Origin of the sequence: Burkholderia sp. SRS-25 (assembly GCF_004343765.1) — a bacterium.
GTDB classification, from domain to species: Bacteria; Pseudomonadota; Gammaproteobacteria; order Burkholderiales; family Burkholderiaceae; genus Burkholderia; species Burkholderia contaminans.
In genome coordinates this window covers 1-25,861 of the sequence record NZ_PTXM01000043.1, presented here as the reverse complement: position 1 = coordinate 25,861, position 25,861 = coordinate 1, and the positions used below count along the sequence as shown (strand labels likewise).

Sequence of the window (25,861 nt, the reverse complement as noted above, 5' to 3'; positions counted from 1 at the left end):
CCATGCATCCCTCACCGTCAACCGCGCCGGGCGGCACGGCCGCAGGCACGTCGAAGTTCGGCGCGGTCCTGCGCGTGACCAGCGGCAATTTTCTCGAGCAGTTCGATTTTTTCCTGTTCGGCTTCTATGCGACCAGCATCTCGCGGGTCTTCTTTCCGGCGGCAAGCGAGTTCGCGTCGCTGCTGCTGACGTTTGCCGTCTTCGGCGCCGGTTTCCTGATGCGCCCGCTCGGCGCGATCGTGCTCGGCGCATACATCGACGAAGTGGGAAGACGCAAAGGCCTGATCGTGACGCTCTCGATCATGGCGAGCGGCACGATCCTGATCGCGTGCGTGCCGGGGTACGCGACGATCGGGCTCGCCGCCCCGGCGCTGGTGCTGCTGGGACGCCTGCTGCAGGGCTTCTCCGCGGGTGCCGAGTTGGGCGGCGTGTCGGTCTATCTCGCGGAAATGGCCACGCCCGGACACAAGGGCTTCTATACAAGCTGGCAGTCGGCAAGCCAGCAGGTCGCCATCGTCATCGCGGCGGCCCTGGGCTATCTGCTGAATCATCTGCTGACGAGCCAGGAGATCGGGGCTTGGGGCTGGCGCATCCCGTTCTTCATCGGCTGCGCGATCGTTCCGGTCATTTTCCTGCTTCGTCGAACGCTGCAGGAAACCGACGAATTCAAGGCGCGCACCCATCATCCGCGTGCGCGCGAAGTATTCTCGACGATGCTGCAAAATTGGCGCACGGTTTTTGCCGGCATGCTGCTCGTGGCCATGACCACGACCACCTTTTACCTCATCACTGTCTATACGCCGACCTTCGGCAAGGCGGTACTGAAGCTGTCCACGGCGGACAGTCTGATCGTTACGTTGTGCGTGGGCGTGTCGAATTTTTTCTGGCTGCCGGTCGGAGGTGCGCTCTCGGACCGCATCGGACGCAAGCCGATTCTCATTGCTATCGCAATCACGGCCATCGTGACGTCATATCCCGCGCTTGCGTGGCTTTCTTCTGCGCCCAGCTTCGGCCGCATGCTTGCCGTGCTGCTGTGGCTTTCATTCTTCTTCGGCATGTACAACGGCGCGATGGTTGCGGCGCTCACCGAAATCATGCCCGCCAGCGTTCGTGTGGCCGGCTTCTCGCTCGCGTTCAGCCTGGCGACCGCGGTCTTTGGCGGCTTCACGCCCGCGGTGTCGACGTATCTGATCGAAGTGACCGGCGACAAGGCGGCCCCGGGATACTGGCTCAGTTTCGCCGCATGCTGCGGGCTGCTTGCGACCCTGTCGCTATATCGGCGAGGAGGTGCGGCGGAGCATTCGCAACACGGTCCCGCAAGTACCAAGATTCATTATTGAATCGCGTAGCAGCCCTATCCCAATGCCGTGTTTTGGCTATTTACAGATGTCGTGTTTTTGACTGCCGGCATGTTGACCGCCCGACCGGGCGCAATCCAGCGTCGAGCCGCCTCGGTCGTGCGAATTCCGAAGAGGCCCACGCCTCAAGCCAGATAGGCAGCGACCTCGTCCGGCGTCAGGAACCGCACCAGCGTCACGGACGGATTCTGCGCCGGATGACAGACACCGTTGAAGCCGTTCCAGCTTCGATGGATACCCTCTTCCGTCTCCAGCGCGACCAGCACACACTTGCCGTGCTTGCGGTGGCTGCGCAGCGGCGCTTCGCCCCACGCGAGCGCCAGATTGTTGACGAGTACACCGTTCGCATACGCATGCGCCTGCAACCAGTGAAATGCCGAGGTGTCGTGCTCTTCGTCACCGTTCCTCGGTGCAACCGGCTTGCCGACGCGCAGCGTCTGCGCGTGTTCGCCGATCAGGCGCTGGCGATCGCCCGCGGCTAGATCCGTCGCAACCATTCGACCGCCCTTCTTCACCACTTACTCGACGTTGTCCGACACATCCGTCATGCGGACCATGTGCGGCCTCACACCGTCGTCGATGGCCACCGCCTCCTTCGGATGGATCAGCGCCTCGAGCCGCGCCTTCGTCGCGACGAACTCGGGCGTATTGACCTGCGAATAGTCGCGCGGCCTTGGCACGGGCACCTCGATCAGCTCCTGCACCGCCCCCGGGTTCGCCTTCAGCACGAGAATGCGGTCCGCCAGAAAGATCGCCTCGTCGAGATCATGCGTGATGAACAGGATCGTGACGTCGATGTTGCGCCAGATGTCGAGCAGGTGCGTCTGCATCCGCGCCCGCGTCTGCGCGTCGAGCGCGCCGAACGGCTCGTCCATCAGCAGGATGCGTGGACGGTTCGCGAGCGCGCGGGCAATCGCCACGCGCTGCTTCATCCCGCCCGACAACTGATGCGGATAGACATCCGCGAAACGCGTCAGCCCGACCAGATCGAGCCACTGCAGCGCTTCACGCTCGGCCTGGCCGCTGCTGCTGCCGTTCATCCGCAGGCCGAACATCACGTTCTTCTTCACGGTGAGCCATGGAAACAGCGTATAGCCCTGGAACACCATTCCGCGATCGGCGCCCGGCCCCTCCACGGGCTTGCCGTCGAGCAGCACCTCGCCGCTCGTCTGTGCGTCGAGCCCGGCCAGGATGCGGATCAGGGTCGACTTGCCGCAGCCGGACGGGCCGATCACGCACACGAACTCGCGCCGGTACGTACGGAAACTGATGTCGTCGAGTGCGGTGCACTCGCCCTGCGGCGTCGCGAAACGCTTGCCGACATGACGCACGTCGAGTATCACGTCGCGTGCTTTCAGGCGCGCGAAGCGCTCGCGCACCGCGTCGGACTGCATCAGGTAATCGGGAACGGCTTGCGGGTTCTGCATGATGGCCTCTGCGGAATTCGGTCGATGGATGGGCGTCAACGGGCGTCACGCTTTCAGCGTGCGGTCCCACGGAAACAGCCGGCGGCCGAGCAGCCCGAGCACGATGTCGGTGCCGAGGCCGATGATCCCGATCATCAGGATCGCCGCATATACGTTGTCGAAATGCTGGTAGCGTGCCTGCTGGCTGATGTACCACGTGATGCCCGAGCTCGTGCCGACGAGTTCGGCGACGATCAGGTAGGTCCACGCCCAGCCGAGCAGGATGCGCTGGTCGCGATACAGGTCCGGCAGCACGCCGGGGATCACGACGTGCGTGAGCAGCTTCAGCTTCTTCGTGCCGAGTGTCATCGCGGCCTCGAACAGCCCGTATTCGAGCTTGCGCGTCGTGTTCGCGATGATCAGTACCTGCTGGAACAGCGTCCCGATCACGATGATCGCGACCTTCGGCGCATCGTAGATGCCGAGGATCGCGACCATCAGCGCGCCGAACGCCGGTGCGGGCAGGTAGCGGAAGAACTCCAGGAACGGCTCCTGGAGCCGCGCGAGCGCGCTGAAGGTGCCGCAGACGATGCCGAGCGGCACACCGATCGCGGACGAGATCACGAAGCCCCAGAAAATGATCCGGATGCTGTGCCACAGGCTCTCGTGCAGCCAGACACCGTCGCGGGATGCCGGCGGGGTCGTGAACGCGGTGTAGAACGCGCGCAGCACCTGGTGCGGCGCGGGCAGGTAGACCGGGTTCGCACGCACGCCTTCGGGCACGGCCGCGTGGGTCGCTCGCGCATGCGCGAGTTCGTCGTCGAACACGTCGCGATCGATCTGCATGCCGGTCTGGAAGTAGTCGACGCTGCCCGGATTCGTGATGCGCATTTGCGGATGCCAGATGAACGGCACGTAACTGATCAGGCACCAGACGGCGAACGGCAGCAGGAAGGACGCCACGCCGAGCGTCCATTTTCCGCGGGTCGTCAGCTCGCGGCGCACGGCGAGCCATCCGGTCGTGTTGCGGGTCATTGGCATGTCAAACTCCGTATCGTTTCAGGTGCCGGTCGCGCGCATGCCGGGGCACCGCGCGACCGTGCGTTCATTGCAATGCGCGTGCGCCGGTCGCGGCGCTCGCGCGGTAGGCACGCCAGCCGCCGAAGTGCGTGATGTCCTGCGCGCCGTCCAGCGCCGCGCTCTCGCACAGGAAACCCTGCACCCGGGCGCCGTCCTCGAGCGTCAGCGTGCCGATGCCGAGCGGGTCGGCAATGCCGGCGACGAAGCTGCCGTAAGCGTCCACGGGCATCTCCCAGATTTCGACCGCGATCGACGCGCCGCCGTCCGGCACACGCACGAGGCCCGGCTTGGCGACGCCGCCGGATGCCGCCGCGGATAGCGCGTACAGACGATAGGCGGGCGCTGTCGTCGTCGCGGCGACGAAACGTCCGCCTCGCTGCGCGAGCTGCCAGTTGAGCGGCTCGCCGCGCAGATGCGCGCCGACGACAGCCACACGCACGACGCCGGATGACGCGCCGGGCACCGGTGCTGTTGTTGCCCCCGTGTCGCCTGCGACGTTCGTCGGCAGACCGCCACCCTCGCCGCTGCCGCGTTCCTCCGCGTCAGCCCACGCCTGCGCAAGATCGAGCAGCCGCGCGTCGTCGTGTGCACGCCCGACGAACGTGATGCCGAACGGCAACCCGGCATGCCGCCCGGTTTCGCAAATGCCGGCGGGCACCGCGATCGCCGACAGGTCGAGCAGGTTGACGAAGTTCGTGTAGTAACCAAAACGCGAATTGACGCCGATCGGGTCGCCTTCGAGTGCGTCGAGGGTCGCCGTCGTCGCCGAAGTCGGCATGACGATCGCGTCCAGTCCGTCCCATGCGCGGCCGGCCTCGACGCGCAGCGTCGCGAGCGTATCGAACGCGGCGAACGCATCGGCCGCGCTGAAACGCGCCGCGCCGCCGACGATTTCGCGGATCACCGGATGCAGCGCGTCGGGTTCCCGCGCGGCGAAGGCGCCGATCGCGGCGAGCCGTTCGGCAACCCACGGGCCTTCGTAAAGCAGCCGCGCGGCAGCCAGGAACGCGCTGAAATCGATCTCGACGATCTTCGCCCCGGTCGCACGCAGGCGCTCGAGCGCGGCGCGCCATGCCGCGCCATACGATTCGTCGCCGAAGAATTGCAGCTGATCGGCACGCGGCGTGCCGAAACGCAACTGCCCGAGCGGTCGCGCCGGTTGCGCGCGAAGCCCGTCCGCGCCCAGCAGCGGCTGCCACGCGCGTCCGTACGGATCGCCATCGGTCACGCCGTGCGCGGCGGCGAACACCGTTCGCGCGTCGGCCGCCGACTGCGCGAACACCGACACGCAATCGAGCGAACGGCAGGCCGGCACGACGCCGAGCGTACTGAGCACGCCCTTGGTCGGCTTGAGCCCGACGAGCCCGTGGAACGCGGCCGGCACGCGCCCGGAGCCCGCCGTGTCGGTACCCAGCGAGAACGACGCGACGCCGAGCGCGACGGCCACCGCCGATCCGGAGCTGGAGCCGCCCGATGCATAGCGCGGATCGAGCGCATTGCGGCACGCGCCATAAGGCGAGCGCTGGCCCGACAAGCCGGTCGCGAACTGGTCCAGGTTGGTCTTGCCGATCGGAATCGCGCCGGCCGCGACCAGCCGCTCGACGACGGGCGCGCTGCGCGCCGGCGTGTACGTGTAGGCCGGGCAAGCTGCCGTGGTCGGGATGCCGGCGAGGTCGATGTTGTCCTTGATCGCGAACGGCACGCCATACAGCGGCAATGACGCGGGATCGCGCCCGGCCAGCGCGTCGGCATAGGCCGTCATCTCGCCATGCGTCAGCGGCCGGATCCACGCATGATGCGGATCGCCCGCGGCGAAATGCGCGGCAATCTCGCCGACGAGCGCGTGCGGCGTCAGGTCGCCTTTCGCATAGCGCGCACGCAGCGCGGCGATCGAACGGATGCCGGGCAAAATCGAACGTTCCGTCGTGCTCATGCAACCTCCTCGGCGGCGGCCGCCTTCATCACCATCAGCCGCTGGCCGGCCACCACCGCCACGCCCGGTGCGCAATCGATCGTCTCGATCGTGCCGTCTTCCGTCGCCGTCACCGCAACCTCCATCTTCATCGACTCCACGATCGCGACGACCTGCCCTTCGGTCACGCGCTCACCGGCTTCGACCAGCACCTTCCACACGCTGCCCGACACGTCCGCGGCGATCGCGCGCTGCGTATCGGCAAGCGCGCCCGCTTCCCGCGCGGCGTCCGCCTCGCCCTGCGCCGCGTCGCCGACGTATTCGGCATGCCCGGCCACCCGCCACCGTTCGCGCTCCGCTTCGAACGCCGTTTGCTGTGATGCCTTGAACGCGGCGATCGAATCCGCCTCGTCGCGCAGGAAGCGGTTGTACGCGCCGAGATCGAACACGGATTCCTCGATCTTCAGCCCGGCGCGCCCCGCGACGAAATCCGCGCGCAGCTCCGCCAGCTCGGCCTCGCTGACTTCGTAGAAGCGAATCTCGTCGAAGAAGCGCAGCAGCCACGGCTTGCCGGCTTCGAACTCGCGCGTGGTGCGGTGGCGGTTCCACATCTGCACGGTCCGGCCGACGAACTGGTACCCGCCCGGCCCTTCCATCCCGTACACGCACAGATACGCGCCGCCGATACCGACCGCGTTCTCCGGCGTCCAGGTGCGCGCGGGGTTGTACTTCGTGGTGACGAGCCGGTGGCGCGGATCGATCGGCGTCGCGACGGGCGCTCCGAGGTACACGTCGCCGAGCCCCATCACGAGATAACGCGCGTCGAACACGATGCGCTTTACTTCGTCGATGCCGGCCAGACCGTTGATCCGCCGGATGAACTCGATATTGCTCGGGCACCACGGCGCATCGGGCCGCACCGACTGCATGTAGCGCTCGATCGCGACACGCGTCGACGGATCGTCCCACGACAGCGGCAGATGCACGATGCGGTTCGGCACACGCATGTCGGCGACTTCCGGCAACTCGCGTTCGGCCGCCTGCAGATGCGCGAGCAGCGTGTCGAGCGGCAGGGTCCGTGCATCGAACTGCACCTGCAGCGAACGGATGCCCGGCGTCAGGTCGAGCATGCCGGGCAGACGGTGCGCGTCGAGCCAGCACATCAGCGCGTGCACGCGAAAACGCAGGTTCAGGTCGAGCACGAGCGGCCCGTATTCCACCAGCACGTTGCGGTCGCCCGAGCGCCGGTAGACGACGCCGATGCCGCCGCCGGCCGACGGGTCGCGATGCAACACGCATTCGTCCGGCGTGCCGGCGGGTGCCGGATGCGCAACCACCGTGTTGGCGGAGAGCGTGGTCGACGCACCGGCGCGGACGAACTGCACCGTATCGCCCGGCCGCAGTTGCCCCAGCTTCCACAATTCGTCATGCACGACCGTCACCGGACACACGAAGCCGCCGAGGCTCGGGCCGTCCGGGCCCAGGATCACCGGCATGTCGCCGGTGAAATCGACCGCGCCGATCGCATACGCGTTGTCGTGGATATTCGACGGATGCAGGCCGGCTTCGCCGCCGTCCGCGCGTGCCCACTGCGGCTTCGGGCCGATCAGCCGGATGCCGGTCCGGCTCGAGTTGTAATGGACCGTCCACTGCGTGCCGTACAGCATCGCGATGTCGTCCGGCGTGAAGAAATCCGGCGCGCCGTGCGGGCCGTCGAGCACGCCGAGCGTCCACGTGTGCGTCAGCGCGGGGATGTCCGCCGCGGCCAGCGTGGCGCCCGCGTCGCCGCGCCCGGCTTCCTCGTCCAGATGCAGCACGTCGCCCTTGCGCAGCGCACGCCCTGCATGGCCGCCGAACTGGCCGAGCGTGAAGGTTGCCTTGCTGCCGAGATAGTCGGGCACCTGCAGCCCGCCTTTCACGGCCAGGCAGGCGCGCACGCCGGCGCCCGTCACGCCGCCCAGCTTCAGCACCGCACCTGGCCGCGCACGCAGCACCTGCCAGAACGGGGCGGGTTCGCCATCGAGCGATGCCGCGAGCGGCGCGCCGCCGAGCACGAAGAGTGTCTCGGCGTTGAAGCGCAGCGTCGCGCCGACCATCGTGAATTCCAGCCCGGCCGCGTCGTGTGCGTTGCCGAGCAGCGCGTTCGCGAGCGCGAACGCGCGATCGTCCATCGGCCCGGACGGCGGCACGCCGACGTTCCAGTAGCCGACACGCCCGGGCGCCTGCTGCACGGTGGTCTGCACGCCGCCGTCGAGCACGTCGATCGTGTGCGGCGCGAACGCGAAGCGCGACAGGAAGGCGGTGGTCGCTGCGCCGCGCGCGAACGTGTCCGAACCGGCAATCGCGCGCAGATAGTCGAGATTGGTTTCGATGCCGTACAGTTCCGTGCGCGCCAGTGCGCGCTGCAGCGCGGCCAGTGCGTCGCGGCGCGTCTCGCCATGCACGATCAGCTTCGCGAGCAGCGGATCGTAGTACGCGCTGATCTCGGTGCCCGCCTCGATCCATCCGTCGACGCGCACGTCGTCCGGAAACGCGACGTGCGTCAGCAGCCCCGCGCTCGGCAGGAACTGCTTGTGCGGATCCTCCGCATAGAGCCGCACCTGGATGCTCGCGCCGCGCGGTGCAACGGCGAGCGTGCCGATCGGCGGCAGGTCGCCCTCCGCCTGCAGGATCATCCATTCCACGAGATCGATGCCCGTCACTTCCTCGGTCACGCAATGCTCGACCTGCAGCCGCGTGTTCACCTCGAGGAAATAGAACTGGCGCGTATGTGCGTCGAACACGAATTCGACCGTGCCGGCCGACGCATAGCCGACCGCGCGGGCAAGCCGCACCGCGCTCGCGTGTAACGCGGCGCGCTCGTCGTCGGTCAGGCCCGGCGCAGGCGTTTCCTCGATCACTTTCTGGTTGCGGCGCTGCACCGAGCAATCGCGTTCGCCGAGCGCGATCGCATCGCCGCGGCCGTCGCCGAAGATCTGCACTTCGATGTGCCGCGCGTGCTCGACGAATTTCTCGAGATACACGCCCGCATGCGCGAAGTTCGCGGCGCCGAGCCGCACGACGGAATCGAACGCCGCTTCGAGCTGCGCGGCATCGCGGCACAGGGACATGCCGATCCCGCCGCCGCCGGCGGTGCTTTTCAGCATCACCGGATAGCCGATCGCGTCGGCTTCCGCGAGCGCCGTCCGTGCATCGTCGAGCAGGCCCGTACCCGGCAGCAGCGCGACGCCCTGTGCAGCGGCGAGTTCGCGCGCGGTGTGCTTGAGCCCGAACGCGCGCATCTGGTCGCCGCGCGGCCCGATGAAGCGCAGGCCCGCCGCTTCGCATGCGTCGGCGAATCCCGCGTGCTCGGACAGGAAGCCGTAGCCGGGATGCACGGCTTGCGCGCCCGTCTCGCGTGCGGCGGCGAGGATCGCCGCGACGTTCAGGTAGCTGTCCGCCGCCGGCGCGGGGCCGACCCGCACGGCTTCGTCGGCGAGCGCCACGTGGCGCGCATCACGGTCGGCGTCGGAGTAGATCGCGACCGACGCGATCCCAAGCCGCTTCAGCGTGCGGATCACGCGGCACGCGATTTCGCCGCGGTTCGCGACGAGGACTTTCGTGAATTTCATGTTGCCTCCCGCCGGGCCGCCCCAAGGACGGCAACCGCCCCCTCGGGGGGCAGCGAACGTGTCGGTCCGAAGTAGCGCTTCAGCGCGTACTCCGGCCCCATGCAAAGCAAGTGAGCCTGGCGGTCGTTCATTCCGCCTCCCAGATCGTGAGGCGCACCGGCGTCGGGTTGTACCCGTTGCACGGATTGTTGAGCTGCGGGCAGTTCGAGATCAGCACCGTGACGTCCATCTCCGCGCGCATCTCGACATACTTGCCCGGTGCGGAAATGCCGTCCTCGAAGGTCAGCCCGCCGAGCGGCGTGACGGGCACGTTCATGAAGAAGTTGACGTTGCCGACCAGGTCGCGCTTGGTGAGCCGCGCACCCGCGCCGCACGTGCAATGCGTGATGGCGTTGAGGAAGCTGTCGCGGCAGTTGTGCATGTGCCGCTTGTCGAGCGCATAGCGCACGGTGTTGCTCTCGGCCGCGCACGCGCCGCCGAGCGTGTCGTGACGGCCGCAGGTATCGGCGACGATCGTCACCATCGGGTTGCCCCGGCTCGACAGCAGCACGCTGCCCGCGCTCAGGTACAGGTTGCGCTGCGCGCGGATGGTGTCCTGCGCGCTGTAGCGCTCCTCGGGGTCGTCGGACCGGTAGAACAGCGTGTCGACGGCCTGGTTGCCTTCGAGGTCGAGAATGCGGAAGACCTGCCCGCGCTTCAGGTCGTGCAGCCACGGCTCCCCCGCATTCAGCGTGGTGTCGTGAATGGCATCGCGCGGGTCGAGACGGCTTTCGATGATCGGCATGGCTCGGCTCTCCTTACGCAAACAGGCGATCGGTGTTGGCGAAGCCGCGCACGTTCTCGGCGCACGCGCGGCGGCACGGGTCGTCTTCCGGCGCGGCACCGTCCGCCGGATACGCGCGGTACGCGATCAGCTTCACGGCCTTCGGCGCGTAGTCCGGGTGCGGATCGAGCGGATGCGGCGCGGTCGAGAACGCCGCCAGCGTGTTCATCTCGAAGCGCAGGTCGAGGGCACTGCCGGCCGGCGAATGTCCGGCGACGAAATCGAGCGCGCCGTCGTCGCGGGTGTCGAGCTTGCTGAAGAAATTGACGTTCGCGACCAGGTCGCGCGCCGACAGCCCGTATTTCGCGAGTTCGAGCACGAGGCTGTCGCGGCCGTTGCGGATCATCGCGTTGCGATCGGCCTGGTACGTCGTCGTGCCGTACTTGTGCGTGAACAGCCGCGCATCGCCGACGCCGCCGAGCGGGTCGTGCCAGCCGAGCGTGTCGGCCGTGATCGACGCGATCACGCGCCCCATGTCGGTGTACAGCGCATGGCCGCGCGTGAGATGCGCGGTGTGCTGCGCCTTCAGCGTGTCGGCCATGTTGTAGCGTTCGAGCGGGTCTTCCTGGCGATGAAATACGGCGGACAGGTTCGCGCCGCCGTCGACATCGACGACGCGCAGCGCCAGACCGCGGCGCAGGATGCCGGACCAGTGGGCTCCGGCGGGAATGAGCGTTTCCCACACGACGTGTGGCGGCGGGGCAAGGACGGCTTGGGGGCTCGGCGACATGGCGGCTCCGGGGTCGATTGGACAAAAGGCATGAGAGGGCGACCGAACGACATCGCGACCTCCCGGGCTTTTATCCCTCCGTGGAGCCTCGCCGTTTCCTCGAAGCGAGGAGAAGACAAGACCGGATTGCTCTCGGACCAGCCATCGCGCGGCGCGAACGCCGCACGACCGGAACCCTAGCGATCCTGAAGATGATGCAAATTGCTTCGCACCTCTCGGGCACTGAATAAGCGAGTTGCGTGCCAGCGGGTGAGGAATCGCCGCGCCGCGCGGCTTTCCGGCATGCGCGCGCTGACGGACACCGCACCGGATGCGGATGGCTGCCCTCACGGCGGGCGTGCCGCGCACCATGCGAACGCGCGCCCGCACCGGTGCAGTGCGCGCCGCGCCTGCCTGCACGACACGATCGGCAATGGCATGGGCATTGCTCGATGCATGCACCTTCACTCGATACGCGACACCTCATGAACAAGCTCGACCTGCTCCGGCGCGCGCTGAGCGCGCTCTTCTCCGCCCGCTTCATCGAACTGCAGCGCAGGTCGCGGCGCCACTGAGCCGCCCCCGCCGCGTGCCGTTGGCACGCTTCTCGCTCGGCATGACGCCGAGAGGTGCGGCGGCGTCGCATCTTAGGGGTGCTAGGGTTCCGGTTCATCGAACGTCTGGTCCGAGAGCAGCCCGGTGCGGGTTCGTCCGATCGCGAGACCGGACGCACACGCGCTACACGGCGGGACAAAAGCCCGGGAGATTGGCGATGGCAACGGCCGTCGCGCCTCTCCGTGGCCGCTTCATTCGTTCCGCATCCGCAGGAACCGGCCACGCGGCCGGACCGCGCACGAGCACGGTCCGTATCGACGATCCCGATCCCGGTCTCCTGGAGAAAACGATGACCCGCCCCGCCCTGGCGCTTGGCCGCCTGCTGTCCCGCCGTTCCGTCCGTCACGCATGGGGGGCCGCCGTTACGGCCGCCACGCTACTCATGACGCCCGCCGCGCACGCGGCAGCACCGCTCAAGATCGGCTACAGCGACTGGCCAGGCTGGGTCGCGTTCCAGGTCGCACTCGACAAGGGATGGTTCAAGGAGGCCGGTGTCGACGTCGATTTCGAATGGTTCGATTATTCGGCATCGCTCGACGCGTTCTCCGCGGGCAAGCTCGACGCGGTCGCGGCAACGAACGGCGACGCGCTCGTCACGGGCTCGGCCGGCGCGAAGAACGTGATGGTCCTGCTCACCGACTATTCCGCCGGCAACGACATGATCGTCGCCAAGCCGCCGCTGCGCACCGTCGAGGCGCTGAAGGGCAAGAAGGTTGGCGTCGAACTCGGTCTCGTCGATCACCTGCTGCTCGAAACCGCGCTGCAGAAGCACGGGCTGAAGGACGGCGACGTGACGCTCGTCAACGCGAAAACCAACGAACTGCCGCAGGTGCTCGGCTCGTCGACGGACATCGCCGCGGTGGCCGCCTGGCAGCCGAACGCGGGCGAGGCGTTGAAGCGTGCACCGGGCGCACGCGCGATCTTCACGTCGGCGGATGCGCCCGGGCTGATCTACGACGCGATCACGGTCGCGCCGGCCAGCCTTGCCGCGCGCCGCGCCGACTGGGCCAAGGTGATCAAGGTCTGGTACCGCTGCGTCGCCTACATCAACGATCCGAAGACGCAGGCTGACGCGGTCCGGATCATGTCCGCCCGCGTCGGGCTTGCGCCGGAGCAATACCTCCCGCTGCTGAAGGGCACTCACCTGCTCGACGAAGCCGCCGCGAAGCGCGCGTTCCGCAAGGGCGACGGACTCGATTCGATCTACGGCTCGACGCGCAACGCGAATGCGTTCAACGTGCGCAACGGCGTGTACAAGCAGTCGCAGGACATCGACGCGTATATCGATCCGCGCCTGGTGATGCCGCATTGACGGACACGGGGCCGGGCTTCTGGCGCCGGCCCCGCGCGCGCACTTCCCCCACACCGCGGTTGCGTCAATCCGCACCCGCTGCCTGACCATCTTCCCGCTCCCAACCTCGCCGCGATTCCACGCGATTCCACGCGATTTCGCAGAGGACCTTTCCTGTGCAGCGCCTTAATCGACCGCCACACGATCTCCAATAATGGCCGCTCGATCCGCCCGCCACCGGGCCGGAAAAACGATAAAAACTCCTATGCATTCCTACAAGATGAACCAGCACGCCGGCACTCGACTCGCGGAGACCGCCATTGCCACCTGCCTGACCGCCCTCGCGTCGGGCGGTGTCCACGCACAGAGCAGCGTAATGCTGTACGGCCTGATCGACACGTCGATCACCTACGCGACCAACCAGCGCACGCACGGCGCCGGCTCGCCGGGCAGCGGCACCGTCGCGATGACGAGCGGCGCACTGAACGCGTCGCGCTGGGGGCTGCGCGGCCGCGAGGATCTGGGCGGCGGGACCGCCGCGGTCTTCACGCTCGAGAACGGCTTCTCGGGCACCACCGGCGCACTGTCGCAGAAAGGCGTCGACCTGTTCGGCCGCCAGGCATGGATCGGCCTGAGCTCGAAGACGGCCGGCACGCTCACGTTCGGCCGCCAGTACGACCTGATCCTCGATTTCGTGACGCCGCTCGGCGCGTCCGGCCCCGGCTGGGGCGGCAACCTCGCGGTGCATCCGTACGACAACGACGATTCGAACCGCAACCTTCGCATCAATCACGCGGTGAAGTACACGAGCCCGACGTACCGCGGGCTGACGTTCGGCGCGATGGTCGGGTTCTCGAACACGGCCGGCCAGTTCGCCAACAACGCAGCGTGGAGCGCCGGCGTGTCGTACGCGAACGGGCCGCTGAAGCTCGGCGCGGGCTACCTGAAGATCAGCCGTGACCGCAATGCGCCGAACCCGAATGGCGCGCTCAGCACGGTCGACGGCTCGGCGACGATCACCGGCGGCAACCAGCAGATCTGGGCCGCGGCCGGCCGCTATGCATTCGGGCCGCATTCTGTCGGCGCCGCGTGGTCGCACTCGACCACCGACGGCGTGACCGGCGTGCTCCAGGGCGGCGGCATCGCACCGCTGAAGGGTGAATCGCTGGTGTTCGACAATTTCACGATCGACGGGCGCTACGCCGTCACGCGTGCGTTGAGTCTTTCGGCCGCCTACACGTACACGATGGGCCGTTTCGACACGCGCACCGGGCAAACGCGCCCGAAATGGAACCAGGTCGTGGCGCAAGCCGACTATGCGCTGTCGAAGCGCACCGATGCGTACCTCGAAGGCGTCTACCAGAGCGTGAGCGGCGGCAACGGCAATCCCGCGTTCAACGCGACCGTCTGGACGCTGACGCCGTCGGCGAACAGCAACCAGGTCGTCGTCGCGCTGGGGCTGCGGCACAAGTTCTGACGACGCAATGCGGAGCGGCGCAGCGCAAAATCGTTGCGCCGACCGTGTCGGGCGGGCATTTCCAGCCCCGCTCGATCGTCATGCCCCGAGCCGGAATGGCCATGCCCGCGCGCGACTTTTCGCTGTGGCGTCGCCCTGCGCGACGGCAAAAATGCGGCCCGGTCTGTCGCATCGGCGCAAAAAAATGCGGAGAAACTGGTCACGCTGTGACATTTTTCCTAATCTGTCTCCAGCGACGCCGAGATTTGGCGTTCCGGTCGTGACACTCTTTCATATGGCGCACCATCGGCTTACGAACATGATTCACGTCGTGAGTGCCAGCCTTTCGCGCCATTCCGGCCGGATATGGGCGTGCCGGTCGCACGCCCCACGCGTTCAACGCAGTCAACCGCTGGAGACGAACGATGAGCAAAACGAACCGATTTGCGGTCCTGGCAACCTTCCTGCTGCTCGCCGGCTGCCACAATGCGGCGAAGACGCCCGAGAATGCCGGCACAGCGCCGACACCCTCGAGCGAAGCCGTCGCCACGGTGACCGCCGACGAGCTCAATGATCCGAACAGCCCGCTTGCGAAGCGCAGCGTCTACTTCGATTTCGACCAGTACTCCGTCAAGCCCGAATACCAGTCGCTGCTGCAGGCGCACGCCGACTACCTGCGCAGCCATCCGTCGCGGCACGTGCTGATCCAGGGCAACACCGACGAACGCGGCACGTCCGAATACAACCTCGCGCTCGGCCAACGCCGCTCGCAGGCCGTGATGAGCGGGCTCGAAACGCTCGGCGTGCAAGCCTCGCAACTCGAGGCGGTCAGCCTCGGCAAGGAAAAGCCGGTCGCGCTCGGCCACGACGAGGATTCGTGGGCGCAGAATCGCCGCGCCGATCTCGTCTATCGTTGATCGCGGGCCGCCGCGACGGCGGCGGCATCCGCTTCAGGAACAGCATGGCAGCCCGCAGGCCGCAGATGCGGCCGCGCGGTTCCGCCCGCTGCATGCTCGCGAGCAACGACACAGCGCCGATGACGCGCCGCGCCGCGTTCAACGCCGGCGTGCGAGCCGCCGATGAAGCCAGTGCGACAGCACGGCCGACGTCACGATCGCATCGAGCGTGGCGATCGCGTTGATGTCGCCGACCTTGTCGGATTTCAGGAGGTAGGCCACGAGTTCGACGAAGCCGATCATCGCGCCTGCCCCGACGACCATCCCCAGCAGCACGAACCAGCGCCGCCGGATCCGCGTGCCGATTGCACCCATGATGCCGCCCGCCACGGCCGCGGGCACGAAATAGCCGAACAGGAACGACGCGAAGAAGATCAGCGGCACCATGCCGGCGCTGACCTTCAGTACCTCCCACGACGGACCGTCGATCAACGACCACGCGATCAGCATCACGGCCGGCCAGACGAGCGATGCGACCAGCGGGCCGCCGACGGCAAACGACATGCAGCCGAACATGACGGAATGGGACGGACGCGATGTCGGGCGTTCAACGGTGGCACTCATGTTCTTGTAGTCGGAATCGGAATGGCGGCTTGCCGGAGTGTATCAAGGCGCCGTGCGATGGCTCCGATCCAGCCCCTTCGCGTTCGACGATCCGCAAAAAGCATGGAATAAACCGCCCGCCCGAAACGTTTCGTATTTCGTCAGCGCGCAGACGCACGGTTCAAGCGAACCGGCCTTTCCGGCGTCCCGCGTGCGGCAAGGAGGCGGACATGAAATCGGCAAGGTTGGCCGCGGCGCTGATCGCCGCGCTGGTGCTCGTGCTGTCGGCGGGATGCATGTCGTCGGGCAGTGGCCCTGCGCAGGGACCGGGCATGAGCCGCTATGGCGGCGGCGGCTCGGGAGGCAGCGGAGGCGGTGGCGGAGGGGGCAGCGGCTACTGAAGGGCCGCTGCAGAAAATCGGACGACGCGTCGCGCGCGAGCACCGGAAACCGGCTCGATCGCGCGCGACGCCCCGCCCTGCGGCCCGACTTAACGCATGGCCTTCACGTCGGCCGGCGTGACGCTCGCGGGCTGGCCGCCCCACGTCGCACGCAGGTAGTTCGCGAGCTGCGCGAGTTCGTCGTCGCTCAGCGTGTGCGCGAAGCCGGGCATCGGCTGCAGGTTCTCGAACCCGGCAAACTTCTGCTCGCCGATGCCGTCGAGCATCGCGACCAGCAGGTTGCGCGGATCGCCCTGGCGCACCGTCGAATTGCCGTTCATCGGCACCGCCACGTGCGGCTTGCCTTCGCCGTTGAAGCCGTGGCAACCCGCACAGACCGCGAGATACACCGAGCGGCCGGCCGCGAGCTGCGCGGCGTCGGCCGACACCGGCTTCACCGGTTGCGGCGCGGGCGGCGTATCGCCCAGCAGGTACACGGACAGCGCGCGCAGGTCGTCCTTCGTCATGGTTTGCGTGCTCAGGTGCACGACCGGGTACATTTCGCCGAACGCCGAGCCTTGCGGCGCGATGCCGACGCCGAAGAACGTCTGCAGGTCCGCGCCCGTCCAGCCGCGCGCGGCGAGGCCGGCCGGCGTGATGTCGGGCGCGGCCACGCGGCCGAGCGCGGCGCCGGCGAACGGCCTGGCGCTGTCGAGCTGGCCCGTGAACGCGCGCGGCGTATGGCATTCCGCGCAGTGGCCGAGCGCACCCGCCAGATAGCGGCCGCGCTGCCAGTCGGCGGACTGGCCGGTCGTCGCATCGGGCAGGCTGTCCTTCAGGAACACCATGTCCCAGAAGACCATCCCGAAACGCAGGTTGTACGGGAACTTCAGCTCGTGCTCGCGGTTTTCCTGCGCGACCGGCTTGACGGTCTTCAGGTACGCGTACATCGCGTCGGAATCGGCGCGCGTGAGCTGACGGTACGACGTGTATGGCATCGACGGATACAGGCGCTTGCCCGGCGCCTTGCCGTCGTGCAGCGCGGCGTAGAAATCGTCCGCGCTCCAGCTGCCGATCCCGTGATCCTTGTCGGGCGTGATGTTCGAGCCGTAGAACGTGCCGAACGGCGATTCGAGGGGCGCGCCGCCGGCGAACGGCGCGCCGTCCTTCGCGGTGTGGCACGCCGCGCAGTCGGCGGCCTTGACGAGATAGCGGCCGCGCGCGACCGGGTCGGCACCCGGCGCGCCGGAAGCCGCGTTCGAAGCCGGTGCGTCATGGCCGCCGCATGCGGCGAGCAGCAGCGCGCAGGCGGCCGCGAGCGCGGGCAGGCCCGCAGCCCGCGCGACACGATGAGCGAGTGTGCGTTTCATGCGGAGTCCTTCACGAGTCCCGGCGTCGTCAAAATCACGTCCTTCACGGCTGCGTAGTAACGGACATAGCCCGTGCAGCGGCAAAGGTGCGCGTCGAGCGCCTCGGTGATCGTGCGCTCGACGTCGGCCTTCGCGACCGGCTCGCGCTTCAGGCGTTCGATCAGCACGGTCGCCGCGTTGACGAAGCCCGGCGTGCAGTAGCCGCACTGGAAGCTGAAGTGCTCGAGGAACTTCTGCTGGATCGGCGACAGCTCGACCACTTCGCCCGCTTCGTTGCGCTTCGCGTGGCCTTCGACCGTGCGGATCGAACGGCCGTGGAAGAAGTGAGCGCCGGTGATGCAGGTGCGCATTTCCTCGCTCGTGCCGTCCGGCTTGTCGACGATCACGACGCACGCGTGGCAGATGCCCTGCCCGCAGCCGAGCCGCGAACCGGTGAGACCGGCGTACTCGTGCAGGAACTCGATCATCATCAGCCCTTCCGGCACCTGCATCGGGCCGACGGACTTGCCGTTGATGTTGATCGACAGCGACTTCTGCTGGAACCGGACGAGCGGACGCTCGACGGCGGCCGGCGCCGGCGCCGATGCCGGCGCAGCCGGCGCGGAAGGAACGGATGCCGGTGCGGCCGAAGCCGCGCTCGGCGCGGAAGCGCCGCCGGTCGCAGCGGCGCTGGCGCTCGCGGCCGAAGCCGCGGTTTGGGCGGTCGTCATGCGAGCACCTCCTGAATCTTTTGCGGGGTCACCGGCAGGTCGGTGAAACGATGGCCGATCGCGTGCGCGATGCCGTTCACGATCGCGCCGACGACGGGAATCATCACCACTTCGGCGACGCCCTTCGGCGGATCGGTCTCGGACAACGGCGGCAGCACGTCGCCCGTCTGCGTCCAGACAGCGACGTCGGACGCGCGCGGCAGCTGGTAACGGTTGAAGTTCCACGTGCCGTTGCCGGGGCCGTCTTCATACAGCGGCAGATACTCGTGCAGCGCGTGCCCGATACCCATCGCGAGACCGCCCTGCAACTGGCCCGACACGAGCTGCGGCGAAATCTGGTTGCCGCACTCCATGATCGAGTGGTGCGTGAGCAGATCGACCTTGCCGGTCGCTTCGTGCACGGCCAGCTCGACGAGCGTGCCGACTGCCGTGTAGTACGTGACGGCCGCATTGTTGCGGCTCGTCGGCGGGATGAACACGCGCTTGCGGTCCAGCACGCGATAGCCGTTCGCGGTCGGCGCCAGCGTGCCGCGCATCGCGGTGGCGCCGGCCGGTGCGGCCGTGCCGGGCACCGGGCCGTTGTCACCCGTCCTCGGCGCGCCGACACGCAGCGACAGCCCGTCGATCGGCAGACGCTCGACCGTGCCGCCCACTTCGAACTCGGCGTCGGTCCACTGCCAGCGGTTGAACACGTGCACGACGGCGCCGGTCGGCAGGCCCAGCGCATAGGCCTGCTTCGCGAGCTGTTCGAAGCTCAGCGGCTCGAGGCCGTCGGCGGTCAGCTTGCCGTCGACCCAGCGCGCGTCCTCGATGCGGATCGTGTACGGCGCGGCCTGGCCGCCGCCGAGGCCGCGCGTCCAGATCGACATCGCGGCCGGCCACAGGCCGTAGCGGAACACGGCGCGCGCGGCTTCGCGCGTGCTGTGCGTGAAGTAGTACGCGGAGTTCGTCGCGCTCGACGGCGACGCATAGCTCGGCGACCAGCGCGGGTTCGCGCTCAGGCGATCCTGGTCGGCCTGCGACATGATGTACGGATCGCCGCTGGTCTCGACCGGCAGGTCCGGCCATTCGGTCACGGCCACGCGCACGTCCGTTGCCGGACGGCCCAGCCATTTCGCGACCGCGACGGCCTGCGACGTCGACATCCCGGTGCCGATCTCGGCCGCCGTGTGCTGCAGCGACACCTTGCCGTTCTCGTCGAATTCGACCTTCGCGAACGACGCTTCCGCGCCCGTGCCGAAGTCCTTCTGCACGCATGCGAAGCCGACGCCGTAGCGCTTGCCCGGGTTCGCGGCCTCGTATTCGGCCTTGCGCGCCGCGCGGCGCGTCCACAGCGGATGCTGCTTCGAGCGCTCGAGCACCTCGTCGACGCGCAGCGCGCCGGCGGGAATCGCCCCCTGCGTGTTCTTCATCCCCGAACGCAGCGCGTTGCGCAGGCGGAAATCGATCGGGTCGATGTTCAGCTGCGCGGCGATCTCGTCGACCGCCATCTCGGTCGCCGCCATGCTCTGCAGCGTGCCGTAGCCGCGCGCCGAGCCGGCATCGATCGCGCGCGACGCGATCGCGACCGCGGCCAGGTCGCTCTTCGGGAAGTAGTAGATCGATTGCGCGGCCGTCGCCCCCACCATCGCCACCGACGGCGAGAAGTTCGAGCGCCCGCCGCCGTTCGCCTCGAAGTCGCCCTTGAACGACTGCAGCAGGCCCGTGTTGCGGTCCACCGCGATCCGGTAGTGCATCTTGAACGCGTGACGCTTCAGCGACGTCTGGAACTGCTCGTAGCGGTCGTTCGCGAAACGCACCGGGCGGCCGTCCGCGTACAGCGCGCAGACGAGGCCGTAGAACGGCACGTTGAAGTGATCCTTGGAGCCGTAGCCGACCGTGTAGCACGGATGCACGAACAGCTTCTTCACCGGGAAGCGGCACTTCGCGACCATCGCGGCCGCGTTCTCGGCCACTTCGAGCGGCGACTGGGTCGGCACGACGAGGTGCAGCGACTGCGTCGCGGCGTCGTACCAGCAGTTCGCGTTGTCCGGCTCGAGCGCGGACGTGTCGACCGACTGCGTGTTGTACTCGCGGTCGAACACGAGCCAGTCGGCCGACGGATGGTCGAGCTCACTGGCGATCTGGCCGGCGAGGAACATGCCCTGCTCGTCGAGCTTGCCGTGCTCCTTGCCGTCCGGCCACACCGGCAGGTGCTTGCGCATCATGCTCGGGAAGATCGGCGCGTCCTTCAGGCTCGAATAGACGTCGTCGTCATAGGCCGTCTTGCCGCCCACGCGCACGTAGCGGAAGGTGCCCCACGGATCGCGCTCGAGCGGGCCCGTGACCGCGCCGTAGCGGATCACGTCGTCGCGGAACTTGAGCGCGTTCTTCGCGAAGCGGAAGCGCGCGAAGTCGTGATAGATGAGGATCGCGACCGCATGGCCGAGATACGCGGGCGTCTTGCCCGCCGGCAGCAGCATGTCGTCGCCGTAGAACGTCGGGAACGCGACGCCGTCGCGCACGAGATCGTCGGCCGTGACCACGCGGTCCGGCTTCAGGTCGTCGCCGAGCAGCGACAGGTCGAAGCCTTCGTAGGTCCGGTCGGCCTGCGTGACGCGCAGGATCAGCGCATGCGACTGCTGCTGCGGCCAGTGCGGCATGTCGGCGGCGCGCACGTCACGGGCGAACACTTTCGAGCCCGTGACCTTCGCGATGCCGTCGATGCGGAATTGGGGGACGCCGGTAACGCTATCCCATTTGACGGGGGTGAGGAGTTTTTCTTCGAAGAGCGCCGCGAATGCGCGGCTGCCCAGGGGCGCGACATACACTGCGACGCCCGCCAGCACGCTGGCTTTCAGAAAACCCCGCCGTGACAGGCCGTGGTTTTTCATTTGGGGGGAACCTCCTGAGGCGGCTCGGACGGCGATCGGGTGTCGCGACGTTCGGAGCGGCGCGCATTCTGGCATTGTTTTTGATATATCGCCTATAGTATTTCTCGCATGAAATACTTATTGAATTTCTTATAACGGTATTCAGCCGGCCTGCGACAGTCGGTCGCGGATGTCGCTTCGACCGCGTCGCGTGCCCGTCTGCAGCGGTTTCGATCGTGTCGACCGAGCCCGCCGCGCACGGTGACCGGTCTCCCGCCGGTCGCCGAGCCGCATTCCGCGCACGGCGATGCTGCCCGGGCGCCGGCGAATGCGCAAGCCATGCGCGGGCGTGGTTGACGACGAGTGGCCGGCGCGGCGAGCGTTGCCACGGACCTCTCCGGGCATCCACACGGGCTCCCCGCGCCGCCCGTGTTTCATGGTAATGTCGTGCGCATCCGGCCTGGCCGGGCTTCCGCCATGTGCCGTGCGGTCGCCGCCAGCCATCGCGACATCACGCGACATCGTGTCGAGGTTAAAAACCATGGCAGTCAGGGCATCTCTCCTGCACTCCGTTCTCGCCACTCCACCCTCCGGCAACCACCGTGTGACGGCCGCGCTGCGCCCGTCGATGCTCGTTACGCTGTTCGAAGACGTCCGACCGATGGCGCTCTCCGGGCTCGCGAGCGGCTTCGTCGCGGTCGTCGCGCTGATCCGGCTGCAGCAGCTCTGGTGCCTCGCATGGCTGATCGTCGACGTCGGCCTGCTCTTCGCGCGGCTCTCGATCGCGCGTGCTTACACCATTCAACGCAACGACGGCGACGATCGTGCCGAATACTGGGCGATGCACTACGCGCCCGTGTCGCTCGTCGCGTGCTTCGTGCTCGGCCTCGGCGTGATGGGCTGCGTGCAGGCCGTCGACGTGGAGCTCGGCACGCTGTCGGTGATGGTCGCGGGCGGCGTGTTCGGCGGAATCGCGTCGCGCAATTCGGCACTCCCGCGGCTCGCGATGATGCAGGTCACGCTCGGCGTGCTGCCGATCGGCGTCGGTGCGCTGCTCGCCCACCGGCCGGGCGCGTGGCTGCTGCTGCCGCCGCTCGCGATCTATCTCGCCGCGATGCGTACGGTCGTCCAGCGTCACTATCGCGTGCTCGTCGCGCTGATCGCCGCGCGCCAGCGCAACGCCGAACTCGTCGCGCGCTTCGACGCCGCGCTCACCTACATGCCGCACGGCCTGTGCATGATCGACGGCGAGCACCGCGTGATCGTCGCGAACCGGCGCACCGCGCAACTGTTCGGCTCGCCGCGCGAGATCATGCTCGATACGCCGCTGCCTGCCGTCGTCGCGACGCTCGGTGCGAACGACGCGACCGATCCCGGCGGCGCCATTCTCGCCACGCAGTGCGAGCTCTGGCTGACCTGCGACGAACCCGCGCCGCTCGACGTCGTGCTCGCCGACGGCCGCCAGCTCGAACTGACACGCCACCGCGTGCCGGACGGCAACGCGGTGATCATCGTCGAGGATGTGACCGCGCGCCGCGAGACGGAGCAGCACATCCGGCATCTCGCGCGGCACGATGCGCTGACGGGCTTGCCGAACCGCCACGAGCTGCATGCCGAGCTCAAGCGGATGCTCGCGCGCCGGCCGCGCGCGCCGGGCCCGGCGCTCGCCGTGATGTATCTCGACCTCGACGGCTTCAAGGCGATCAACGACCGGTTCGGCCACCAGGCCGGCGACGACGTGCTCACCCAGGTCGCCGTGCGGCTCGGCAAGACGCTGCCGTCCGGCGAGCTGGCGGCCCGCATCGGCGGCGACGAGTTCGTGGTCGCGATCGACGACACGACGATGCACGCATGCTCGCTCCTCGCCGCGCGCATCATCCGGCAGATCTCGGCGCCGTACACGCTGTCGATCGGCGAGACGGTGAGCCTCGGGATCAGCATCGGCATCGCGCTCGACGACGGGCACGGCTCCCCCGACGAACTGATCCGGCAGGCCGACAGCGCGCTGTACGAAGCGAAGTCGGCCGGCAAGGGAATCTATCGCTTCTATTCGAGCGGCAGCAGCCGGGTCACGCCCGTCATCGCGAGCTGACGCGGCTGCGCCGCCCGTTTTCCCCGCCTCCGCTCCTTCCGACGATTCAATTCCGAAACGCTTTGCGCGGCCGCATGTGTCGTCGCGCGTTCGCGTGTCACGTGACGTGTTCCGTAACATCGCCGCTCGCCACCCGTCACGTTGGCTGCAGAAGCCTGCACGATCGAGGCAAAGCCAGGCTGTTCGAACCTGGCACTCTTATTGCTCCCTGTCAGGAAAACAGGTGTCAGGGAGACCCAACATGAATACCGTCGAAGTCCTCAGCCGCAGCGAAATCATCGACGAACTGGATGTGATCGACGGCGCATCGCTGATCCGCCGGCTCGTGTCCGAACGGCGTATGCCGGTGCCTGTGGCCGCGCGGGAAGCCCGATGCGTCGACAATCCGCCGCTCACGCTGTACGGCGCGTTTCGCCAGGGCATCGCCGATCACGGCGCGCGCCGCGAGAATCCGTATCGCGCCGGCAGCCGTTTCTGGGCACTGTGGGAAGAAGGACGTCTCGAAGCTGAAACATCGGGCCGGTAAGGCGGTGGCGCGCGCCGGCCCCGTCGCGGCAAGGGGCCGGCGCGAAACATCACGCCGGAATGCGGCCGGCGAGCGGCCATGCGTTCACCGCTGCAACATCGCACGGGGTTTCGCGTATCGGCTTTGCAACGCGCCCGTACGCATCCATGCGCGTGCCGCTTGACGGCGTTCGGCGGTGCGCACTCCCTGCGCGCCGCGCGGCAGTCGTTTCCCGATAAGATGGCGAATTCCGTTCATCGAACGATGCCGCCATGACCGCCTCTTCTTCCTCGCACCGCAATCCCATCCACTGCGAAATCGATCTCGACGCGCCAGGCAAGCACGCGGGCTACCTGCGGCTGCCGCATTCCGTGCACCGCTCGGCATACGGCTGGCTGCCGATCCCGATCGCGTCGATCCGCAACGGCGACGGCCCGGTCGCGCTCGTGATGGCCGGCAATCACGGCGACGAGTACGAAGGCCAGATCATCGTGTCGCAACTGATGCGCGAGATCGAGCCCGAGATGGTCAGCGGGCAGTTGATCCTGCTGCCGATGGCGAATTTCCCGGCGGCGGATGCTGGCCTGCGCGTGTCGCCGCTCGACGGAGGCAACCTGAACCGCAGCTTCCCCGGCGACCCGACCGGCACGCCGACGCAGATGATCGCCCACTACATCGAGCACGCGCTGCTGTCGCGCGCGAAGTATCTGGTCGACCTGCACTCGGGCGGCAGCTCGCTGCTGTACCAGGGCGGCAACATGCTCGCGATCGATCCGCTCGACGCCGACGAAGCGGCGAAGCTCAACGGGCTGCTGGTCGCGTTCGGGCTGGACAATGCGCTGCTGCACGCGCCGAATCCCGTGCATTCGGCATCGGCCGCGCGCCGCCAGGGCGCGATCTCGATCGTGACCGAACTCGGCGGCGCGGGCATGGCCGATCCGTCGCTGATCCGGATGGGCCGCCACGGGCTGCTGCACTACCTCGGCCATATCGGCCTGCTGCACGGCGCGCTCGTGCCCGATGCGCCGCCTACCGTCACGCGCTTCATGCGGGTCGACGGCGAGCGCCACTTCGTCTACGCGTACGAGCGCGGGCTGTACGAGCCGCTCGTCGAACTCGGCGACCAGGTGAAGGCCGGGCAGCCGGCCGCGTGGGTGCATTTCCCCGATACGCCGCTGCGCGAACCGGTGCTGCACCGCTTCAAGGGCGACGGCGAAGTGGTGTGCAAGCGCGTGCCCGCGCAGGTGCAGCGCGGCGATTGCCTGTTCCAGCTGGCTGAGTTGTCGGCGCCGCCGAGCATCGGCCAGACGGCCTAAATCCGGACCCATCTCCTTTCCCTGCTGCCTGCCGGTCATGGCGGACGGCATGCGTTCGCCATTAACCAACTTGGCAAATTAACTTACTTGGTTATGATCGCGGATGGAAAAGAGAACACCTCATTGCAAGCTGCCTCGCGTCAAGGCACTCGTCGAAACCGGCCAGGTCCGGCTAACGGCGAGTGCGGTACTCGGCGCCCGGCTATTGGGTTTCACGGAACGGGAGGCGCTCGATGTCGTGCTGTCGCTGACCGATCTCGACTTCCACAAGAGCATGACGACGTACGCCGACCACACGATCCGGCAGGACACCGATCTTTCACGGTGCGCGGCGACGTGTACCTGAAACTGACGGTGATCGACGATGTGGTGATCGTGTCTTTCAAGGAGCGGTGAACATGAAGTGCCCTGCATGCGGTGCCGCCAGGCTGGTCCGCGACACGCGAGACATTCCTTATACCTACAAGGGCCGGTCGACTGTCGTTCGCGACATCACCGGCGATTTCTGCCCGGCCTGCGGGGAATCGGTGCTGGATCTCGACGAGGCGACCCGTCTCGGCGAAGCGATCACCGAATTCAACAAGCAGGTGAACGCCACCATCGTCGACCCGAAGTACATCGCGAAGGTGCGCAAGAAGCTGAAGCTGGATCAGCGCGAGGCGGCCGAGCTCTTCGGTGGTGGAGTCAACGCGTTCTCCCGTTACGAAACGGGCAAGACGAATCCGCCGCTTGCCCTCGTGAAATTGCTGAAACTCCTGGATCGTCACCCCGATCTGCTCGCCGAAGTTCGAGCGGCATAGCCGCTCGCCTGTCGACGTCGCGCATGCGTCGAGCATCGGCTTCGACGCGTGCACGCCCCTCCCGCCCCCTTCACCC

General features: G+C 67.7%; 20 protein-coding genes, 1 pseudogene and 2 riboswitches. Of the genes and pseudogenes, 10 read left to right on the top strand and 11 right to left on the bottom strand.

Annotated features, from left to right (window positions below; genetic code table 11):
* Positions 1 to 2 precede the first annotated feature (2 nt).
* Positions 3 to 1,340 carry an MFS transporter gene (locus C5O79_RS37175; protein ID WP_046547854.1) on the top strand — a complete coding sequence of 446 codons (1,338 nt, stop codon included), beginning with the start codon at positions 3 to 5 and terminating at the stop codon, positions 1,338 to 1,340.
* Positions 1,341 to 1,483: 143 nt separating this feature from the next.
* Here the strand turns inward: C5O79_RS37175 and C5O79_RS37170 are convergent, their stop codons facing one another.
* The 7 genes from C5O79_RS37170 to C5O79_RS37140 form a co-directional block, all read right to left on the bottom strand.
* Entirely contained in the window at positions 1,484 to 1,855 is a 372-nt protein-coding gene (locus C5O79_RS37170) for a hypothetical protein (protein WP_174924257.1), read from the bottom strand.
* A 21-nt stretch (positions 1,856 to 1,876) separates the two neighbouring features.
* Positions 1,877 to 2,785, bottom strand: a complete 909-nt coding sequence (locus C5O79_RS37165; protein ID WP_046547862.1) for an ABC transporter ATP-binding protein — start codon at positions 2,783 to 2,785, stop codon at positions 1,877 to 1,879.
* Between the two features lie 45 nt (positions 2,786 to 2,830).
* Entirely contained in the window at positions 2,831 to 3,805 is a 975-nt protein-coding gene (locus tag C5O79_RS37160; protein WP_046547863.1) for an ABC transporter permease, read from the bottom strand.
* A 64-nt stretch (positions 3,806 to 3,869) separates the two neighbouring features.
* The gene (gene atzF, locus C5O79_RS37155; RefSeq protein ID WP_122475868.1) at positions 3,870 to 5,777 is read right to left on the bottom strand and encodes an allophanate hydrolase; all 1,908 of its coding nucleotides are present in this window, start codon (positions 5,775 to 5,777) and stop codon (positions 3,870 to 3,872) included.
* Positions 5,774 to 9,367, bottom strand: coding sequence for an urea carboxylase (gene uca, locus C5O79_RS37150; RefSeq protein ID WP_122475870.1), 3,594 nt, complete (start codon positions 9,365 to 9,367; stop codon positions 5,774 to 5,776). The genes atzF and uca overlap by 4 nt, the downstream gene beginning before the upstream one ends.
* 127 nt (positions 9,368 to 9,494) lie before the next feature.
* Entirely contained in the window at positions 9,495 to 10,151 is a 657-nt protein-coding gene (locus tag C5O79_RS37145) for an urea amidolyase associated protein UAAP2 (protein WP_039357735.1), read from the bottom strand.
* Positions 10,152 to 10,164: 13 nt separating this feature from the next.
* Positions 10,165 to 10,920 carry an urea amidolyase associated protein UAAP1 gene (locus C5O79_RS37140; RefSeq protein WP_046547867.1) on the bottom strand — a complete coding sequence of 252 codons (756 nt, stop codon included), beginning with the start codon at positions 10,918 to 10,920 and terminating at the stop codon, positions 10,165 to 10,167.
* A 57-nt stretch (positions 10,921 to 10,977) separates the two neighbouring features.
* Positions 10,978 to 11,111: riboswitch (guanidine-I (ykkC/yxkD leader) on the bottom strand.
* A gap of 433 nt (positions 11,112 to 11,544) precedes the next feature.
* Positions 11,545 to 11,666, top strand: a riboswitch (guanidine-I (ykkC/yxkD leader).
* 137 nt (positions 11,667 to 11,803) lie between these two features.
* Here C5O79_RS37140 and C5O79_RS37130 point away from each other — a divergent pair.
* From C5O79_RS37130 to pal, 3 genes are all read left to right on the top strand, one after another.
* Positions 11,804 to 12,826 (top strand): ABC transporter substrate-binding protein, encoded by a 1,023-nt coding sequence (locus C5O79_RS37130; RefSeq protein ID WP_046548544.1) that lies wholly within the window; start codon positions 11,804 to 11,806, stop codon positions 12,824 to 12,826.
* A gap of 244 nt (positions 12,827 to 13,070) precedes the next feature.
* Positions 13,071 to 14,282 carry a porin gene (locus C5O79_RS37125; RefSeq protein WP_047849951.1) on the top strand — a complete coding sequence of 404 codons (1,212 nt, stop codon included), beginning with the start codon at positions 13,071 to 13,073 and terminating at the stop codon, positions 14,280 to 14,282.
* A gap of 404 nt (positions 14,283 to 14,686) precedes the next feature.
* Positions 14,687 to 15,178, top strand: coding sequence for a peptidoglycan-associated lipoprotein Pal (pal, locus tag C5O79_RS37115; RefSeq protein ID WP_122475873.1), 492 nt, complete (start codon positions 14,687 to 14,689; stop codon positions 15,176 to 15,178).
* Positions 15,179 to 15,316: 138 nt separating this feature from the next.
* Here the strand turns inward: pal and C5O79_RS37110 are convergent, their stop codons facing one another.
* The gene (locus C5O79_RS37110; RefSeq protein WP_047849950.1) at positions 15,317 to 15,781 is read right to left on the bottom strand and encodes a hypothetical protein; all 465 of its coding nucleotides are present in this window, start codon (positions 15,779 to 15,781) and stop codon (positions 15,317 to 15,319) included.
* Between the two features lie 209 nt (positions 15,782 to 15,990).
* Between C5O79_RS37110 and C5O79_RS38340 the strand changes: the two genes are divergently transcribed.
* Positions 15,991 to 16,161, top strand: a complete 171-nt coding sequence (locus C5O79_RS38340; RefSeq protein WP_047849949.1) for a hypothetical protein — start codon at positions 15,991 to 15,993, stop codon at positions 16,159 to 16,161.
* Positions 16,162 to 16,250: 89 nt separating this feature from the next.
* Here C5O79_RS38340 and C5O79_RS37105 read toward each other — a convergent pair whose 3' ends face one another.
* From C5O79_RS37105 to C5O79_RS37095, 3 genes are read right to left on the bottom strand one after another with little or no spacing between them, the layout of a single operon-like run.
* Positions 16,251 to 17,510, bottom strand: a complete 1,260-nt coding sequence (locus C5O79_RS37105; RefSeq protein ID WP_047849948.1) for a cytochrome c — start codon at positions 17,508 to 17,510, stop codon at positions 16,251 to 16,253.
* Positions 17,507 to 18,220 (bottom strand): (2Fe-2S)-binding protein, encoded by a 714-nt coding sequence (locus C5O79_RS37100; RefSeq protein ID WP_047849947.1) that lies wholly within the window; start codon positions 18,218 to 18,220, stop codon positions 17,507 to 17,509. The genes C5O79_RS37105 and C5O79_RS37100 overlap by 4 nt, the downstream gene beginning before the upstream one ends.
* The gene (locus C5O79_RS37095) at positions 18,217 to 21,093 is read right to left on the bottom strand and encodes a molybdopterin cofactor-binding domain-containing protein (RefSeq protein ID WP_046547873.1); all 2,877 of its coding nucleotides are present in this window, start codon (positions 21,091 to 21,093) and stop codon (positions 18,217 to 18,219) included. Before C5O79_RS37095 ends, C5O79_RS37100 begins: the two co-directional genes overlap by 4 nt.
* A 520-nt stretch (positions 21,094 to 21,613) precedes the next feature.
* Between C5O79_RS37095 and C5O79_RS37090 the strand changes: the two genes are divergently transcribed.
* The 5 genes and pseudogenes from C5O79_RS37090 to C5O79_RS37070 all read left to right on the top strand — a co-directional run bounded on the left by C5O79_RS37090 (position 21,614) and on the right by C5O79_RS37070 (position 25,785).
* Positions 21,614 to 23,164: a sensor domain-containing diguanylate cyclase gene (locus tag C5O79_RS37090; protein ID WP_047849946.1), complete on the top strand. Its 1,551-nt coding sequence runs from the start codon at positions 21,614 to 21,616 to the stop codon at positions 23,162 to 23,164.
* A gap of 241 nt (positions 23,165 to 23,405) precedes the next feature.
* Entirely contained in the window at positions 23,406 to 23,690 is a 285-nt protein-coding gene (locus C5O79_RS37085) for a hypothetical protein (protein ID WP_046547875.1), read from the top strand.
* A gap of 251 nt (positions 23,691 to 23,941) precedes the next feature.
* Positions 23,942 to 24,985, top strand: a complete 1,044-nt coding sequence (locus tag C5O79_RS37080; RefSeq protein WP_047849945.1) for a succinylglutamate desuccinylase/aspartoacylase family protein — start codon at positions 23,942 to 23,944, stop codon at positions 24,983 to 24,985.
* Positions 24,986 to 25,088: 103 nt separating this feature from the next.
* Positions 25,089 to 25,381, top strand: a pseudogene (locus tag C5O79_RS37075) (type II toxin-antitoxin system MqsR family toxin).
* Positions 25,382 to 25,383: 2 nt separating this feature from the next.
* A complete protein-coding gene (locus tag C5O79_RS37070) occupies positions 25,384 to 25,785 on the top strand; it encodes a type II TA system antitoxin MqsA family protein (RefSeq protein ID WP_039357704.1) in 402 nt (133 codons plus the stop codon).
* Positions 25,786 to 25,861: the final 76 nt, after the last annotated feature.

Coding starts and splice junctions, on each gene's coding strand:
- C5O79_RS37175 (WP_046547854.1), top strand. CDS start 3: ATGCATCCCTCACCGTCAACCGCGCCGGGCGGCACGGCCGCAGGCACG.
- C5O79_RS37170 (WP_174924257.1), bottom strand. CDS start 1,855: ATGGTTGCGACGGATCTAGCCGCGGGCGATCGCCAGCGCCTGATCGGC.
- C5O79_RS37165 (WP_046547862.1), bottom strand. CDS start 2,785: ATGCAGAACCCGCAAGCCGTTCCCGATTACCTGATGCAGTCCGACGCG.
- C5O79_RS37160 (WP_046547863.1), bottom strand. CDS start 3,805: ATGCCAATGACCCGCAACACGACCGGATGGCTCGCCGTGCGCCGCGAG.
- atzF (WP_122475868.1), bottom strand. CDS start 5,777: ATGAGCACGACGGAACGTTCGATTTTGCCCGGCATCCGTTCGATCGCC.
- uca (WP_122475870.1), bottom strand. CDS start 9,367: ATGAAATTCACGAAAGTCCTCGTCGCGAACCGCGGCGAAATCGCGTGC.
- C5O79_RS37145 (WP_039357735.1), bottom strand. CDS start 10,151: ATGCCGATCATCGAAAGCCGTCTCGACCCGCGCGATGCCATTCACGAC.
- C5O79_RS37140 (WP_046547867.1), bottom strand. CDS start 10,920: ATGTCGCCGAGCCCCCAAGCCGTCCTTGCCCCGCCGCCACACGTCGTG.
- C5O79_RS37130 (WP_046548544.1), top strand. CDS start 11,804: ATGACCCGCCCCGCCCTGGCGCTTGGCCGCCTGCTGTCCCGCCGTTCC.
- C5O79_RS37125 (WP_047849951.1), top strand. CDS start 13,071: ATGCATTCCTACAAGATGAACCAGCACGCCGGCACTCGACTCGCGGAG.
- pal (WP_122475873.1), top strand. CDS start 14,687: ATGAGCAAAACGAACCGATTTGCGGTCCTGGCAACCTTCCTGCTGCTC.
- C5O79_RS37110 (WP_047849950.1), bottom strand. CDS start 15,781: ATGAGTGCCACCGTTGAACGCCCGACATCGCGTCCGTCCCATTCCGTC.
- C5O79_RS38340 (WP_047849949.1), top strand. CDS start 15,991: ATGAAATCGGCAAGGTTGGCCGCGGCGCTGATCGCCGCGCTGGTGCTC.
- C5O79_RS37105 (WP_047849948.1), bottom strand. CDS start 17,510: ATGAAACGCACACTCGCTCATCGTGTCGCGCGGGCTGCGGGCCTGCCC.
- C5O79_RS37100 (WP_047849947.1), bottom strand. CDS start 18,220: ATGACGACCGCCCAAACCGCGGCTTCGGCCGCGAGCGCCAGCGCCGCT.
- C5O79_RS37095 (WP_046547873.1), bottom strand. CDS start 21,093: ATGAAAAACCACGGCCTGTCACGGCGGGGTTTTCTGAAAGCCAGCGTG.
- C5O79_RS37090 (WP_047849946.1), top strand. CDS start 21,614: ATGGCAGTCAGGGCATCTCTCCTGCACTCCGTTCTCGCCACTCCACCC.
- C5O79_RS37085 (WP_046547875.1), top strand. CDS start 23,406: ATGAATACCGTCGAAGTCCTCAGCCGCAGCGAAATCATCGACGAACTG.
- C5O79_RS37080 (WP_047849945.1), top strand. CDS start 23,942: ATGACCGCCTCTTCTTCCTCGCACCGCAATCCCATCCACTGCGAAATC.
- C5O79_RS37070 (WP_039357704.1), top strand. CDS start 25,384: ATGAAGTGCCCTGCATGCGGTGCCGCCAGGCTGGTCCGCGACACGCGA.